14 protein-coding genes are annotated in these 14,786 nt (G+C 66.2%); 4 read left to right on the forward strand and 10 right to left on the reverse strand.

The window, feature by feature from the left end; all coding sequences use genetic code 11:
- Nucleotides 1-455 precede the first annotated feature (455 nt).
- Complete coding sequence (locus tag L0U85_RS13375) at nucleotides 456-1,268, forward strand: hypothetical protein (RefSeq protein WP_241378259.1); 813 nt, start codon at nucleotides 456-458, stop codon at nucleotides 1,266-1,268.
- On the forward strand, nucleotides 1,258-1,710 hold the full coding sequence (locus tag L0U85_RS13380) for a hypothetical protein (protein WP_241378260.1): 453 nt from the start codon (nucleotides 1,258-1,260) through the stop codon (nucleotides 1,708-1,710). Before L0U85_RS13375 ends, L0U85_RS13380 begins: the two co-directional genes overlap by 11 nt.
- 64 nt (nucleotides 1,711-1,774) lie before the next feature.
- Here L0U85_RS13380 and L0U85_RS13385 read toward each other — a convergent pair whose 3' ends face one another.
- From L0U85_RS13385 to L0U85_RS13425, 9 genes are all read right to left on the reverse strand, one after another.
- The gene (locus tag L0U85_RS13385) at nucleotides 1,775-2,239 is read right to left on the reverse strand and encodes a hypothetical protein (protein WP_241378261.1); all 465 of its coding nucleotides are present in this window, start codon (nucleotides 2,237-2,239) and stop codon (nucleotides 1,775-1,777) included.
- Entirely contained in the window at nucleotides 2,236-2,751 is a 516-nt protein-coding gene (locus L0U85_RS13390; protein ID WP_241378262.1) for a hypothetical protein, read from the reverse strand. The genes L0U85_RS13385 and L0U85_RS13390 overlap by 4 nt, the downstream gene beginning before the upstream one ends.
- A gap of 3 nt (nucleotides 2,752-2,754) precedes the next feature.
- Nucleotides 2,755-3,120, reverse strand: coding sequence for a hypothetical protein (locus tag L0U85_RS13395; protein ID WP_241378263.1), 366 nt, complete (start codon nucleotides 3,118-3,120; stop codon nucleotides 2,755-2,757).
- Entirely contained in the window at nucleotides 3,117-3,734 is a 618-nt protein-coding gene (locus L0U85_RS13400; protein ID WP_241378264.1) for a hypothetical protein, read from the reverse strand. Before L0U85_RS13400 ends, L0U85_RS13395 begins: the two co-directional genes overlap by 4 nt.
- 339 nt (nucleotides 3,735-4,073) lie before the next feature.
- Nucleotides 4,074-5,171: a LacI family DNA-binding transcriptional regulator gene (locus L0U85_RS13405; protein WP_241378265.1), complete on the reverse strand. Its 1,098-nt coding sequence runs from the start codon at nucleotides 5,169-5,171 to the stop codon at nucleotides 4,074-4,076.
- 31 nt (nucleotides 5,172-5,202) lie between these two features.
- Nucleotides 5,203-6,627: a GH1 family beta-glucosidase gene (locus tag L0U85_RS13410; protein WP_241378266.1), complete on the reverse strand. Its 1,425-nt coding sequence runs from the start codon at nucleotides 6,625-6,627 to the stop codon at nucleotides 5,203-5,205.
- The gene (locus tag L0U85_RS13415) at nucleotides 6,627-7,547 is read right to left on the reverse strand and encodes a carbohydrate ABC transporter permease (RefSeq protein ID WP_241378267.1); all 921 of its coding nucleotides are present in this window, start codon (nucleotides 7,545-7,547) and stop codon (nucleotides 6,627-6,629) included. The genes L0U85_RS13410 and L0U85_RS13415 overlap by 1 nt, the downstream gene beginning before the upstream one ends.
- On the reverse strand, nucleotides 7,544-8,482 hold the full coding sequence (locus L0U85_RS13420) for a sugar ABC transporter permease (protein ID WP_241378268.1): 939 nt from the start codon (nucleotides 8,480-8,482) through the stop codon (nucleotides 7,544-7,546). Before L0U85_RS13420 ends, L0U85_RS13415 begins: the two co-directional genes overlap by 4 nt.
- A 157-nt stretch (nucleotides 8,483-8,639) precedes the next feature.
- Complete coding sequence (locus tag L0U85_RS13425; RefSeq protein WP_241378269.1) at nucleotides 8,640-9,962, reverse strand: extracellular solute-binding protein; 1,323 nt, start codon at nucleotides 9,960-9,962, stop codon at nucleotides 8,640-8,642.
- Nucleotides 9,963-10,462: 500 nt separating this feature from the next.
- On the opposite strand from L0U85_RS13425, the gene L0U85_RS13430 reads away from it, so the two are divergent.
- Nucleotides 10,463-13,060, forward strand: a complete 2,598-nt coding sequence (locus tag L0U85_RS13430; RefSeq protein ID WP_241378270.1) for a glycoside hydrolase family 48 protein — start codon at nucleotides 10,463-10,465, stop codon at nucleotides 13,058-13,060.
- A gap of 151 nt (nucleotides 13,061-13,211) precedes the next feature.
- Here L0U85_RS13430 and L0U85_RS13435 read toward each other — a convergent pair whose 3' ends face one another.
- Nucleotides 13,212-13,703 carry a DUF1349 domain-containing protein gene (locus L0U85_RS13435; RefSeq protein WP_241378271.1) on the reverse strand — a complete coding sequence of 164 codons (492 nt, stop codon included), beginning with the start codon at nucleotides 13,701-13,703 and terminating at the stop codon, nucleotides 13,212-13,214.
- A gap of 478 nt (nucleotides 13,704-14,181) precedes the next feature.
- On the opposite strand from L0U85_RS13435, the gene L0U85_RS13440 reads away from it, so the two are divergent.
- Complete coding sequence (locus L0U85_RS13440; protein WP_241378272.1) at nucleotides 14,182-14,619, forward strand: hypothetical protein; 438 nt, start codon at nucleotides 14,182-14,184, stop codon at nucleotides 14,617-14,619.
- The last annotated feature ends 167 nt before the right edge of the window (nucleotides 14,620-14,786 follow it).

Consider the following 14,786-nt stretch of genomic DNA (forward strand, 5'->3'; position numbering starts at 1 on the left):
ACTTCAATGATACGGGCCTGACCAGCGGAAATCATCACCCACTAGGGGGAGAAACCCCTCATGTTCAGACCCCGGACCGCCTGCCGCGCAACACAACACGAGCAAAACTCACCCACCAACGCCGCCCCACGGGCACCCGACCCCCGCAGCGCACCCCGGGAAACCCTCCACCTCTTCGTCGCTGCCGCCCTTGGCGCAGATCGACCATCCACACGAGACATCCCGCCAGCGCCCCAAGGGCCATTTCCGGGCTCCCCGGGCGTTCCACCAGCCACCAGCCGCCCGCGCCCCGAACCGCCCATGTCAACAAGCCAACCGGAAGCGAGGCGGTAGGCGTGTAGCGCGCCATGACAGGGTGTGAGGAATTCGGTAATGTGAGACCCAGTCGTGTTGTGTTTCAGGCGAATGCGGCCGAGTTCCCCCCCGAACGTAGCGATGGAGAAGGGTCACCCCATATGGCAAGCATCGATGAGCTGTCGAGCGCGATCAGCGCGAACAAGGAAGCGGTCGAGCAGGCGAATGTCGGTCTCGCCGCGAGCATGAGCAGCGCGGATGAGTTGTCGGGCCAGTTCCAAGGACTCGGTGCGGACGACAAGGTCGCCGGCGTCGAGCAGGTGAAGCAGAGCATGGAGCAGGCCCAGCAGGCATTGGCGAGCGCGGCGCAGGCGGTTGAAACGGCGCAGGCGCAGGCGGAGGCGCTCAGGGGCTTACAGAGCGGGGCCGGCGGAGGAGTACCAGCAGGAGGCGAGACTGAAATCGCCCTCACCCCCGCTGGCGGGCAGTCCAAGGAGGACGAGAAGGAACCGCCGTCGGCCGCAGGAGTAGGCGGCCCCACCGAGCCGCCGAACCCGCCGATTGCCGGAGGTCTCGATGGCGAAGATCCGGACCGCCTGCGCGACGATATCGGCAAGCCGCTTGAACCGCTGCCTGAACTCGACCTCGATGAAGACCGAGGAAGCAAGGTCGGGCGAGTTGGCCGCAGCTTCTTGAAGAACATCGGTGACCACCAGGACGCAGCCAAAGAGGCTGGGCAGACGGCTCAATCGCTGCTGACCGACGGTTACCAGCCGTTCCGCGGCAGCCAGGCGCAAACATCGACCGAATCATCGGTCAGTTCGAGCCTTCCTCCGGCCGCTGCCGATAATGAAAGCCCGAATATCCAAGCGGGAGACGTTTTTGGGAATGCGCTGTTCGCAGTCGGTGCCCTGTTGCACGGCATTGGTTGGGCCATAGACTCGAGAGGAAGAAGGAGGCGCGATGGATCGTGATGAGAGGTTTCGCCAGCACGCGCGTGCATTGCTGAATGGCGAAGGGCAGGAAGCTCAGCGGATCGCTGACCAGTTTACCAGGGACGATCACGGAGCGCATTTCATCTTCATAGGTGCGTTGTTCACCCGGATCGTGCTCCGGCATTTCGGAACGGAACTTCATGCGGAAGAACTGCAGCGGTTCATGAGCGGCGTCCGGCAGGACTTCCAGACCGCCAATCCTCCGCTCAACTCGCTTCATGTCGAAGGCATGATCCGTTCAATCTACGGTGAGGACCAGTTCCTTCAAGAGGTCCCGGCCGGTGAGCAGTCGGTCGTGATGTGGGCCGTGATGCGGAAGATCACGGATCAGACGGTGCTCGGTCGGCACTTGGAACAGCTCTTCGGAGAAGCCGAGGAGCTTGCTGAACGGTGGATTGCTGAAGGTGCCGGAAACGTCTAGCTGATCTGAAGTTCGAGCCGCCGGGCCTTCGGCCCGGCGGCTCTGCTCTTATGGGATATGCGATCTACAGGTTTGAGCCTGGGGTGCAGATCCAGTGCTCGATCAGCTTCTGGGTTCGGGTGATGATCTGGTCGAGGTCTTCCTTGATGTCGGGTCGCCGTTCCACCAACTGGCGGAGCACGCGGTAGAAGCTGAAGTACTTCTCGCGCCAGTTCATCTCGTCGAGCAGGTATTCCTCCCCATACGGCGCGCGGATGACCGCTTCGATGTTCAGGTACTCCAGTGGTGGCTCGGCATTCCGGTAGTCGTGGCGCATCTCGGCTATGAAGCGTTGCAGCTCGGTGAAATCGAGCCCGTCTTCCTCCTCGCCGAAGCGGTATCGCAGTACGACACAGGTGACGCCGTACATGTACAGGACTGACAACCGATGGTCGGACTCGCTGAACCGCTTCCGCAGCTCGTCCGCAGTGTCGCGCTCTCCGAGCGCGAGCGCCTTGATCGAGGCCCTGTGCATTTGCTCGGGGGTCACGTGTTCTCGCCCTCTCCTGCGGAGGCGGACGCCTCGCGCAGGTCGGACAGTGCCGGGGAGTCGATCATCTCGGTGATCCACTCCTTCGCCATCCGGTTCGCGTCCCGCAGTCGTTCGTCAAGCGCCTCTTCGGCTTCGCCTTCATCGACCAGTTGCCGCATCACCGCCCACATGTAGCTGGTGTGCTCCGCCTGTGGGATCTCCACCAGCAGTTGGGTTTCGCCGTAGACGACTCGGGTCAGGGCTTCGGCTCGAAGTGCGCGCAACCTAGACCCGTTGCGTCGGATCGCCTCTCGGAAGCCTTCCATGAAGTGCAGGAGCTCGTGTCGGTCTGGTTCGTCGCCGAAGCGGTCCACTACGAACGCGCCGAACAGCGAGAAGACGAAGAGGTAATGCCGGAACATCTGTGCGGGGTAGAGCAGAGCGTGGATGCGGCCCGCCTCCTCCTCGTCTCCGGTGAGCTTCGCCTTGGCGTGGTCACGGAAGAAGGATTCTCGCTCGAGCTTGTTCACCGGCTATCCCTCGCAGAACTTCTGGCAGTCGAACCAGACCTTCGCGGCGGCCCGTTTGACCTCCGGCGCGTTGGTTCCCGCCCTGATCCAGGACAGATGCGTGGTCTCGCAGACCCACAGGTCCGGCTCGCCGACAACCAGCCCCGACAGGAAGCCGAGCAGGGCAGGTTCGGCGTCGGCGAACGCCACCCACAGCCTCGGGGCGTCGGCGCAGACGCCGAACTCCACGGCTCGACCGTCGATCGTCGCGGAGCCGAGCACGGTGAGCGCGGACGGGTCGGGAGCGGCCACGGTCTGAGCGGGGATCGGAACCTGCGCGAGCGCTTTGGCGTACGCGGCACGGACCCTCGGTGGGGAAAACCTGCTCACAGCGACGCACCTCCCGTCACCGGGTAGAGGTCGTCGAACCGCGCCTCCCAGGCACCGATGTAGGACGGATCAGTCTGCGGGCGGGGGTTCGGCGGGACCCTCCGCAGGCTCGCCGGGTCTTCGTCGTCCGGTTCGAGAGCAGGATCTGATCCTTTGAGGACGCTGATGATCCAGCGGACGACTCGGATGAGGGTCCCGATGGTCCGGCCGCATTCGCGTTCCGCGGCCGAGCCGGTGGTGTGGGCGTTGGCGAGCGGTTCTGAGTCGACCAGGAACCGGTCCCAGGCGTCTTCGCGGAGCTTCGAGAACCGGTACGGCTCATCGGGCCAGGACCTTGGGCGGGGTCTTGGCGAGGGCCGGTCGGGTTCGATCGACGGTTCCGGCGACGCTGGGAGCGGGTCCGGCAGTTCGCCCCTGCGGTGGCGCCCGATGCGGGTGTCGGGCCGCCATCCGGGCGTCCCGAACGCGCCCGTGTCGTCGGGGTCGGCGGGTCTGCCGCCGATCTCCCAAGTGTCGCCCGGCCTGTGGCGCAGATGGTCCGGCTCGTAGTCCGGTTCTCCGGGGGCGAAGCCCGGGGGAAAGGCTCGCGCGAACGAGTGGCTGTTTTCAGGCACGCTGGAATAGCGTATTGTCGTAGACGGCACAGAAGGTTTCCTTCCTGTGTTCGGTGCCGCCCGGTGGAAACAGGTTTGGTGATCGGTGACCACCGGGCGGCTGCTTGCATTTTGCCTTATTTGATTTGCTCGGTTGATCCGGTATGGATCGTAAGGTGATTTGTTCTAGCCGTAAACTCCTGCGTGGCTTGCTGATGCAAAACGCTGATCTAGGCTTGCTCATTGCATGTTGAGCGATGACCGCGGCGATGTCAACCCCACCACGCGATCAAGCGTCTAAAAACAAAACGACCGGAATGGTCCTCAAAAATGAGGGCCATTCCGGTCTGCAGTCTCTATTCAGGCGGACTCTCGGTAGACCATTCGCGTCCCGAGAATCGTCACCAGCGGGCCGTCCTCCTCGCCGTGAATGCGGCCGCACAGCAGCCTCGCCATTTCTCGGCCCATCGTCTCGGTCGGCTGATGCACCGTCGTCAGCGCCGGCTCCGCCAACTCCGCCAGCGGCGAGTCGTCGAAGCCGATGAGCGCCAAGTCCTCCGGCACCGAGATTCCCCGGTCCCGCGCCACCCGCAGGGCCGCGATCGCCAGCGGGTCAGACGACGCGAACACCGCGTCGACGTCCCCTGCCGCGTCGAACAGGTGCCTCGCCGCCTTGACGCCGCTGGCCTCGTCGAATCCCTCGGCCAGCGCCACCAGTCGGTCCTCCACCGGCAGCCGGTGCCCTCGCAGCCCGTCGCGGTAACCGTTGAGGCGGTCCACGCCGACGGACATGTCCTGCGGCCCGGCGATGATGCCGATCCGCTTGTGGCCTTTCCCAGCCAGGTACTCCACGGCCTGACGCGCCCCGGACCGGTTATCGCAGTCGACGTACGCCAGGGGATGGTGCCCCGCCGGCGTACCGCACAGCACGATCGGTATGCCGGCGGTCTCCAGCCGCTCGGGAAGCGGGTCCCCGGAGTGGCTTGAGACCATCATGACGCCGTCGACGTGGCCGCTCATCAGGTACGACTCCAGGCGGCTCCGGTCGCCGTCCTTCGGGGCGAACGTCAGCATCAGCCGCATGTTCTCCTCGGCGAGCTGGTCCGAGGCGCCCCGCAGGATGCCCGCGAAGAAAGGCTCGCCCCACAGCCACTCCTGGGACTCGGTCACGACCAGCGCGACCGTGTCGGTCCGCTGCGTCACGAGTGTCCGCGCCGCCTGGTTGGGCACGTACCCGAGCTCTTTGATCGCGGCGAGCACCGCCGCCCGGGTGTCGTCGGCGACCTTCGGGGAGCCGTTGATGACGCGTGAGACCGTGCCCCTCCCGACCCCGGCGTGACGCGCGACGGTGTCGAGCGTGGGCCGTCCGGCGCTGCGCTTGCGCTTGGTCTGTCCGTTGGACGACCGGGCCGCGGTCGCGTCGCCCGCGCTCGGTTCGTCAGGTCGGGTGTCGGTCATCGTGCATCACCTCGGGCTCCGTTGCATGATCTTATTTTGCCTCACCATTCGATCGAGCGGTCCGCACTAGGTCGCAGTACCATTTTCCCGAGTCCTTCACGACCCGTTGTCCGGTTTCGAAGTCGACGTACACCAGACCGAAGCGCTTGGTGTAGCCCCACGCCCATTCGAAGTTGTCCGCCAGGCTCCATGCGAAGTATCCGATGAGCGGCACGCCCGCCTCGACGGCGTCGGCGCACGCTCCCAGGTGTTCGCGGACGTAGTCGAGCCGTTCGGAGTCGGCTACCTGGTCTTCGACGAGTTTGTCGGGGAAGGCCGCGCCGTTCTCGGTGACCGCGAGCGTCACGTCCGGGTAGTTCGCGTGGAGGCGTCGCAATGTTTCGCTGAGCCCTTCCGGTGCGATCTCCCAGCCCATGTCCGTCTGCGGGAGCCCGGTGGTCATGAATCCGACGTGTTCGTTCGCCGGCCACGGCGAGCCCGCGCCGGTCGGCGCCGCCGAGGCCGAGACGGCCCCGCCCTCGCGGCCGGTGACAGTGTACTGACTGTAGTAGTTCACCGACAGGCAGTCCAAGGGCGCGTTGATGACCTCCATATCGCCGACCTCGACGAAGGAGAAGTCGGTGACGGCCGTGAAGTCGTCGACGATGTCCTCGGGGTAGGCGCCCTTGAGCGCGGCGTCGGTGAACCACCGGTTCTGGACGCCGTCGATGCGGCGGGCCGCGTCCACGTCGACGGGCGCGTCCGAGGCGGCGTAGACGGGGTAGAAGTTGAGCCCGATGCTCACCGTCGCGTCCGGTTCGGCCTCCTTGATCGCGCGTGCCGCGAGCCCGTGGCCGAGCATGAGGTGGTGGGCGGCGGCGATCGAGGCGGCCGGCTCGCGGCGTCCCGGCGCGTGCTCGCCCGAGGAGTATCCGAGGAACGCCGCGCACCACGGCTCGTTGACGGTGATCCATCGTTTGACCCGGTCTCCCAGGGCCTGGTGCGCGATCTGGGCGAACTCCCCGAACCGCTCGGCGGTGTCGCGTTTGGGCCAGCCCCCGCCGTTCTCCAGCGCTTGGGGCAGGTCCCAGTGGTAGAGCGTCACCCATGGCGTGATGCCCTGCTCCAGCAGCGCGTCTACCAGCGCGGAGTAGTAGTCGAGTCCGGCGCGGTTGACCTTGCCGTCGCCGTCGGGGCAGATCCTCGGCCACGACAGTGAGAATCGGTAGCTGTTCAGGCCGAGCTCGCCGACCAGGGCGACGTCGCCCTCGATGTTGTGGTAGGAGTCGATGGCCTTGTCGCCGTTGGACCCGTCGACCACCCGGCCGGGCTCGGACACGAACGTGTCCCAGATGGACTGGCCTCGTCCATCCGCGGTGGTCGAGCCCTCGACCTGGTAGGACGAGGTGGCCGCACCCCAGGCGAAACCGGATGGAAACCGCGCCGCGAGTGCGGCGACCTCGAAGTCGTTGCTCATTACTTGTTCGAACCTTCCATGATGCCGCTGACGATCTGGCGCCCGAAGACGATGAAGATCACCGTGATCGGGATGATGGAGATCAGGGTGCCGGTGAACACCATCGACAGGTCGGTGCTGTAGAGCCCGATGGAGATCTGTCGAATGGCCAACTGGATCGTGGGGTTGTTGTTCGAGAGCACCATGAACGGCCACAGGAACTCGTTCCAGTTGAGCATGAAGGTGAGCAGTCCCAGCACGACCATGCCTGGGCGCAGCGCGGGAAGCACGATCCGCCACCAGATCCCGATGGTGCTGGCCCCGTCCATGCGGGCGGCCTCGATGAGCTCGTCCGGCACCGACTGGATGGTGTACTGCCGCATCAGGAAGATGCCGAATCCGTTGACCAGGAAGGGAAGGATCGCGGCCTGGAGGGTGTCGAGCCAGCCCAGTTCCACCATGAGCAGGTAGAGCGGAACCAGGCCGAGGTGCTGGAGGGGCACCATCATGGTCGCCAGCACCACGCCCATGAGGAGCCTGGAGCCCTTGAACTGGAGCTTGGCGAAGGCGAAGCCGGCGAGGGTGGAGATGAGCACGACCGAGACGGTGACGGTGCCGGTGATGATGAACGAGTTCTGCAGTCCCAGCAGGAGGTTCGCCTGCGGGTCGCTCAAAGCCCGCTCGACGTGCTCACCGAGGTTGCCGCCGGGCAGCAGCGCCGGCGGGAACGAGATCGCGTCCCTGGAGGTGCGCGAGGCGATGACGATCATCCAGTACAGCGGGAAGATCGACAGCGCGATGACCACGCCGAGGGTGATCTTGGTGAGGAGGCTGGGGGTCCCGGCCGCCCCGCCGATGGAGACCAGGTGCCTGCCGCGATTGCGGCGCTTGGGCGCACCGGCGGCCGGGCGCGCTTGGGGCTGTTTGAGGGCGGTGCTCACTTGTCCCCCTGGAGGCGGTTGATGATGAGGAAGTTCAGCCCGGCGACCAGGCCGATGACCACGAACAGGATCCAGCCGGCGGCGGAGGACAGCCCGTAGTTGCCGTGGGTGCGCAGCATGTCGACCAGGACCATCGAGGTGGTCTGGAACTGACCGGCGGTGCCGCCGCTGAGCTGCCCGGATCCGAACATCATCGGTTCGACGAAGAGCATCATGCCGCCGACCGAGGAGATGAAGACGGTGAAGATGATGACCGGTTTGAGCTGGGGGATGGTGATCTTCCAGAACTGCTGGCTGGCCGAGGCGCCGTCGAGGGCGGCCGCCTCGTAGAGGTTGCGGGGGATGACCTGCATGGCGGCCAGGTAGATCAGGGCGTTGTAGCCCATCCATCGCCAGTCGACCATGCTGGCGATGGCGACCCAGGAGGAGAGCCGGCCGGAATGCCAGTTGATGTTGTCGACGCCGAACAGGCCCAGGAAGCCGTTGACCATGCCGTACTCCTGGCCCCAGATGCGGGCGAAGACGATGCCGACGGCCATCACCGAGGTGACGATCGGGGCGAGTACGAGCATGCGCCACATCAGTTGCCCGCGAAGGCGCTTGTTGAGGGCGTTGGCGACCATCAGCGCCACGATCAGCTGCGGGATGGTGGCGATGACGAACATGCCGAGGGTGTTGAAGATCGACCAGCCGAAGCGGTCGTACTCGAACAGCAGGAAGCTGTAGTTGTCCAGTCCGATGAAGGAACGCTCGGGACGGCGCACGCTCCAGTCCTGCATGGACGCGTACAGGGTGAAGATCATCGGGAAGAGGCCGAAGACGGCGAACAGCAGGAAGAACGGGGCTACGAGCAGATAGGGGGAGCCTTTGGCGTCGAACACGTGGATCCGGTCGCGGAGGCTCATCCGGGAGCGGGGTTTCGCTGTGGTGGTCATGATTCCTTCCATCGACGGAGACTTCGGGCCGCCGGGGGAGCCGGCCCGCCGCGGGTTGGGGCGCGGCGGGCCGACACGGCGCCGTCACGGGAGGGAGGGGAGCCGCCCCTGGGGTGGGGCGGCTCCGACCGTGGCGGCGCTGGGCGGTCCCTAGGCCCTACATTCCGCCGAGTGCGGCGGCGTTCTCGGCTTCGGTCTGGATCGCGTCCCACACCTCGTCAGACGAGTAGGTTCCGTCGAGGAGTCCGTTGAGGACGCCTTCGACGGCCTGCTTCACCGGGTGGTGCAGCTCGGCGTATTCCAGGGCCGGGAACTCCGCGACCGAGCCGGCGATGATCTCGCCGACCGGGGCGTCGTTGAAGTAGGGGTTCGTCAGCGATGAGGCCTCGGCCGCGCCTTCGAGCGTCGAGGGGAACGCCCCGACGGCCTCGAAGGCCTTCACCTGCTGCTCGGGGGCGGTGAGCCAAGCGGCCAGCTCGGCGGCCTCCTCCGGGTAGGGGGTGTTGGCCGGGACGAGCAGCCAGGAGCCGCCCCAGTTGCCCGAGACGCCGGGCGCTGCGGCGAAGTCCCAGTTGCCGGCGTTGTCCTCGCCGGCCCAGTCCTCGACAAGGCCGACCATCCACGAGGGGCAGGAGGCGACGGCGAATCCGCCCTCGGCGTGCGCGGCCGTCCACTCCTCGCTCCAGGCGGCCCACTGGCCGATGGCGCCGATCTCGTTGAGCTCCAGGATGGTCTCGACCGCGTTCTGCACCGCAGCGGACTCGAGGGTCAGGTTGCCGTCGGCGTCGACGTACATCTGGCCGTCGCCCTGGCCGGCGGTCTGGCCGAGGATCATGTTCTGCAACTGGGTCGGGCTGTCGACGAAGTCGGCATCCACATCGGAGTCGACGAACTGCTGGGCGAGGTCGGTGAAACCGTCCCAGTCCGACCAGGCCGCGGCCAGTTCGGCGCGGTCGGTCGGCAGTCCGGCCTCTTCGAACAGGTCGGCGCGGTAGCAGAGACCCATGCCGCCGACGTCGGTGCCGAAGCCGGCGAGGCCGCCGTCGACGGTGTGCCCGAGCTCCCACTTCCAGTCCGGGTACTCGGAGGCGCGCGAGTCGTAGCCGTGCTCGGCCAAGTCGGCCCACCAGTCGGAGCGGACCATCATCTGGGCCATGGCCTGCTCGTCCATGCCGATGACGTCGCCGGGGCTGGTGCCGGCCTCGAGCGCGGTCTCGACGGCGGGGCGGTGCTCCGCGTCGAAGTTCGTGCCCTGGCCCTCCATGACGACCTCGACGTCGTCCTGCATGTCGTTGTATTCCGCGACAAGTGCTTCGTAGCCGAAGTCTTGGAAGATGCGGAGCGTGAGGACCTTCTTGCCGTCCTCATTGGTCGCGGCCTCCTGGTCGTCGCCGTCGCCGGAGCAGGCGCTGAGCGCGAGGGCGCTCGCGGCGACCGCTGCGAGGGCGGCCTTGCCGCGGTGTCGGTTGAACATACGCATGAGTTGTGGTTCCTTCCAGGCGCCGGGGCGGCGCCGATTCGTAAGGGGTTCTCGTAGTCGTCGTTTACGGGGGGTCGACCACACGGGTCGGAGACGGACGCGCACGCCCGGCTTGGGGATGAAGGACGCTTTGGGAGCGATACCAGTAGCGTACGGGAGCGTGACGCACGACGCAAGCCCGGGTGTGGGAGGAGTTACTCAGTTGTTACGTCGTTGATCGAGTCGAATGAATCGAGATTCTCAGATATATCGCTACGGTCGGACGCTGCCCCGTTGTCGACCAGCAGATTCGCCGCTCATCGACGGTGAAGGACAATGTGCGCAAAATAAATTCAGGGATGTCAATGTATTGACATCTTGACCGAAGCCCTGCGAGGATGGCTTGGGAGCGCTTCCTTCCTTAGGTCCGTTTCGTTCCACCCGCGTCGTATGGGGCCCTTGGAGTGACACAAGCGCTCCCATCAGAACCGGACATTCAGACCAGCTCTCAGGAGTATCCAATGGAACTCGACAATCCGGCACCGCCCAGGCGCCGCCGATGGCGTCGCGGCGCAGCGATCGCCCTGCCGGTCGCCATGGCCGCCTCAGGCGCCGTCATAGCCGCGCCTCAGGCCTTCGCCTCCGAGCACTGTTCCGTCGACTACCGCGTCGTCTCCAGCTGGGACGGTGGCTTCCAGGCCGCCGTGTCCATCACCGCGGGCGACGCCGGCATCAACGGCTGGGACCTCGAATGGGACTTCCCCGAGTCCTCCCAGGTCTCCACGGCCTGGAACGTCGACTGGAGCCAGAGCGGGTCCCACTTCACCGGCAGCGACGTCGGCTGGAACGGCACCATAGCCTCCGGACAGAGCAGCGAGGTGTTCGGGTTCATCGGCTCGGGCTCGGCCACCGTGCCGACCGCGTTCTCCGTCAACGGCGAGTCCTGCGACGGCGACGGCCAGACGACCGAGCCCGAGATCACCGTCTCTCGCGCGAACGTCGTCCTCGACGCCGGCTCCACCGCCAGCTTCGACGTCGGCTTCAGCGCCGCGCTCGAGAACGACGTCACCGTCACCACCGAGCACTCCGACGGCTCCGCCGGCCTGAGCGTCGCCGAGGGCGCCTCGCTCTCCTTCGGCCCCGGCGACTGGGAGACCGCGCAGCCGGTCACCATCGCCGCCGCCGACGACGCCGAAGGCTCGGCGACCTTCACCGTCGCGGGCGAGGGCTTCGACCCGGTACAGGTCACCGCCACCGTCGCCGACCTCGGCGAGGTCACCCAGAACGAGGACCGGTTCCTGGAGCTGTACGACCAGCTCACCGGATCGGACTCACCGTACCTGCACGAGACCGGGGTGCCGTACCACTCGGTCGAAGAGCTCATCGTCGAAGCACCCGACTACGGGCACCAGACGACCTCTGAGTCCATGAGCTACCTGATGTGGCTGGAAGCCGCCTACGGCCAGATCACCGGCGACTGGAGCGGCTACAACCAGTCCTGGGACACCGCCGAGACCTACATGATCCCGGACCTCAACCCCACCAACTACGACCCGAGCAGCCCCGCGTCGTACGCGCCCGAGGCCGACAGCCCGGACCAGTACCCGACGCAGCTGGACTTCGACACCCCGGTCGGCCAGGACCCGCTCGCGAACGAGCTGCGCTCCACATACGGAGACAACTCGATCTACGGAATGCACTGGCTGCTCGACGTCGACAACGCCTACGGCTTCGGCGAATGCGGTGACGGCACCACAGAGCCCGCGTACGTCAACACCTTCCAGCGCGGACTCCAGGAGTCCACGTGGGAGACCGTGACCCACCCGTCGTGCGAGACGTTCGACTTCGGCGGGGAGAACGGCTTCCTCGACCTGTTCATCGGCGACGAGCAGTACTCGCAGCAGGAGCGTTACACCAACGCCCCCGACGCCGACGCGCGCGCCGTCCAGGTCGCGTGGCTGGCGCAGCAGTGGGCCGCCGAGCAGGGCCAGGAGGGCGCCATCTCCGGCTCGCTCGACAACGCCTCCAAGATGGGCGACTACCTGCGCTACGCCTTCGCCGACAAGTACTTCAAGCAGATCGGCGACTGCGTCGGGGCGGACTCCTGCCCGGGCGCGAGCGGCAAGGAGTCCTTCCACTACCTGCTGAGCTGGTACTACTCGTGGGGCGCCGGCATCAACGGCGACTGGTCCTACCGCATCGGCGGCTCCGGCGTCCACCAGGGCTACCAGAACGTCCTGGCAGCCTACGCGCTGACCGACGACCTGGCCCCGGCCTCGCCGACGGCCGCGGGCGACTGGTCGACCAGCCTCGACACCCAGCTGGAGTTCCTGGAATGGCTCCAGGTCCCGGACGGTGCGACCGGCGCCGGCGCGATCGCCGGCGGCGCCACCAACAACTGGCAGGGCAACTACGGCCAGCCGACCTCCAGCGCCGAGTTCGACGGCATGGCCTACGACTGGCAGCCGGTCTGGAACGACCCGCCGTCGAACAACTGGTTCGGCTTCCAGGCGTGGGGCATGGACGACGTGGCGACGTACCACTACCACACCGGCGACCAGCGCGCCGGGGACCTGCTCGACTCGTGGGTCGACTGGGTGCTCGCCAACAGCACCATCACCAGCACCGACTGGAGCTTCCCCGGCGACCTCGAGTGGTCGGGCGAGCCGGGACAGGGCCTGTCGGCGACGGTGACCAGCCAGTCCCAGGACCCGGGCGTGGCCGGTGCGACCGCGAAGGTGCTGGCGTACTACGCCGCCGCCACCGGCGACGCCGAGCTCCAGCAGACGGTCTCCGACCTGCTGGACGCGCTGTGGTCGTTCAACGACGGCGTCGGCGTCGCACGGACCGAGGAGCGGGGGGACTACTGCCGCTTCGGCGACGAGGTCTACATCCCGTCGGGCTGGTCGGGCACGATGCCGAACGGCGACGTGATCGAGCCGGGCGTCAGCTTCATCGACATCCGGTCGTTCATGACCGAGTTCGAGGGCTGGGACCAGGTGCAGGCCTACATCGACGGCGGCTGCAGCGGGCAGGCGCCGGAGTTCGAGTACCACCGGTACTGGCACCAGGTCGAGGTCGCCACGGCGTTCTCGACCTACGCCGACCTCTTCGAGTGACGGAGAAGTGAGTGACGAGGCGCCCTGCGCGTACGCGCAGGGCGCCTCTCAGCGCTTTCGGGAGGGATCGCTGAGCACACAGGTCGGGTCCGGCTGCGCAGCCGGACCCGACCTCTATGCTCAGAGCGCTGTCGCCTTGAGCGCGGGCCCGTCAGAAGACCTCGATGTCGAGATCCTGTGGGGCGTCCCAGAAACCTTCGGCGACGGGGCGCGCGCTGGCGATCCCGGCCAGCGCCGGTGTGCCGCCTGGAAGGTAGGTCGAGGCGATGGTGGTGTAGTCGACCCCGTCGTCGGCGTGGGCCACCGTCACGGTGCCGCCGTTGCGTATCAGGCGAAGCCAGATCTCGTCGGACGCGGAGTCCACCGGCGACAATGACCAATCGGTGTGGTCCCTTGTGGTGACCGTGCTGACGAGGTGCTGCCCCCCAAGGTATTCGGCCCCGGTTTTGACCCAGTTGGTCTCATCGACGCGAATGGTCAGTGACGCCTCCGCGTGCTGGTGCCGATGCTCGGGGCGGAAACGCATCGCGACCTCGCCGTCCCCTTCAAGCTTGAGGCCGTAGAGGTATGCGTGGTCCCGCTGGTGCTCGTCGCCGGCGCGGCGCCTGAACGTGGTCCTGGTCTCGAAGTAGGGACTGATCAATCCACCATCAACAGTCCACTGTACTTCTTCTGAAGGAGATTGCATGTTCCAATCATGCCACATGTGAAGAGGACAGATTCGGGCAAAACGGGCGGTGTAACGCAAAGTTAATCGAGACTTCGCATCCTTCACGTCCCTGAAATCCCAGGTCAACAGTGGTCTGATGCACTCAGTGCGGCCTCGGTTACGATAATTGGAAAGCGCTTCTTCGCATCGAAGAATGCTCCGTGAAACGTCCGGTGATGCTGCACGTGCATCGTAACGTGCCTGCGCCCCTTTGGCAATCGTGCGTCGCCATTGATCGCCAAAGAGGTGTGTGATCTGAGATTGACCGAGTGGTCGCACGTGCGCGCGGCGTTCAAAAGCCGATTAGAGTGTCGAATCCGGCTCATACCCGTGTCCTCTCGGGCGCTTCGACCGTTATTCGGAGTGTAGGAGTACGAAGGGCACGGAAGCGAAGGCGAATGAGGAGATAAGCGTGAGCATGCAGCATTCAGTGAGATCGGTGTCGCTCACTCCCGACTCCTCGGAGGCCTCCCGCGCGGTCCCGCGCCAGGACCGCGCCGCCTCGCCCCGCCGCTCCTCCCGCCACATCGCCGACGAGGTCGACCCCGAAACCGAGGCCGGGACGGCCACGGACGAGGCGGCCGCTCGCGGCAGGCGCTCCCGGCGCGAGCCGGCCGACAGCTTCTTCTCTGTCGAGAAGCCCCCGCCGCTCGAAGCCCCTCCCGGCATCCCCGAGATCACCGGATGGGAGCTCGCCGCCGCAATGTGGCGCGACCACCTTCCCGAGCAGCTCCTCGGCGTCGACTGCGCCTCATGCGGCCAAGCCTGGCCCTGCGACGCCTGGGAGATGGCCGACGGCCTCCTCGCGCAGTGCTGCGAAGCCGCCCAGCGGCCCGCCGACCACGTCTGAGGGCAAAGTTGAGTCAGGCAGACTCAACTTTCGTGTATTTCATCACAATCGCCGTCTTCGACTTGACAGTCGATATCTCCAGGTCGAACATTGAGCCTAGCTGACTCAACTTGGCTTCGGGTCCCGCCCGCGCCGCTTGAGACACCTAGACATCTGTTCCACGAATC

It is taken from the genome of Glycomyces sp. L485, assembly GCF_022548875.1.
Classification (GTDB): Bacteria; Actinomycetota; Actinomycetes; order Mycobacteriales; family Micromonosporaceae; genus Glycomyces.

Coding starts and splice junctions, on each gene's coding strand:
- L0U85_RS13420 (WP_241378268.1), bottom strand. CDS start 8,482: ATGACCACCACAGCGAAACCCCGCTCCCGGATGAGCCTCCGCGACCGG.
- L0U85_RS13425 (WP_241378269.1), bottom strand. CDS start 9,962: ATGCGTATGTTCAACCGACACCGCGGCAAGGCCGCCCTCGCAGCGGTC.
- L0U85_RS13410 (WP_241378266.1), bottom strand. CDS start 6,627: ATGAGCAACGACTTCGAGGTCGCCGCACTCGCGGCGCGGTTTCCATCC.
- L0U85_RS13405 (WP_241378265.1), bottom strand. CDS start 5,171: ATGACCGACACCCGACCTGACGAACCGAGCGCGGGCGACGCGACCGCG.
- L0U85_RS13380 (WP_241378260.1), top strand. CDS start 1,258: ATGGATCGTGATGAGAGGTTTCGCCAGCACGCGCGTGCATTGCTGAAT.
- L0U85_RS13430 (WP_241378270.1), top strand. CDS start 10,463: ATGGAACTCGACAATCCGGCACCGCCCAGGCGCCGCCGATGGCGTCGC.
- L0U85_RS13375 (WP_241378259.1), top strand. CDS start 456: ATGGCAAGCATCGATGAGCTGTCGAGCGCGATCAGCGCGAACAAGGAA.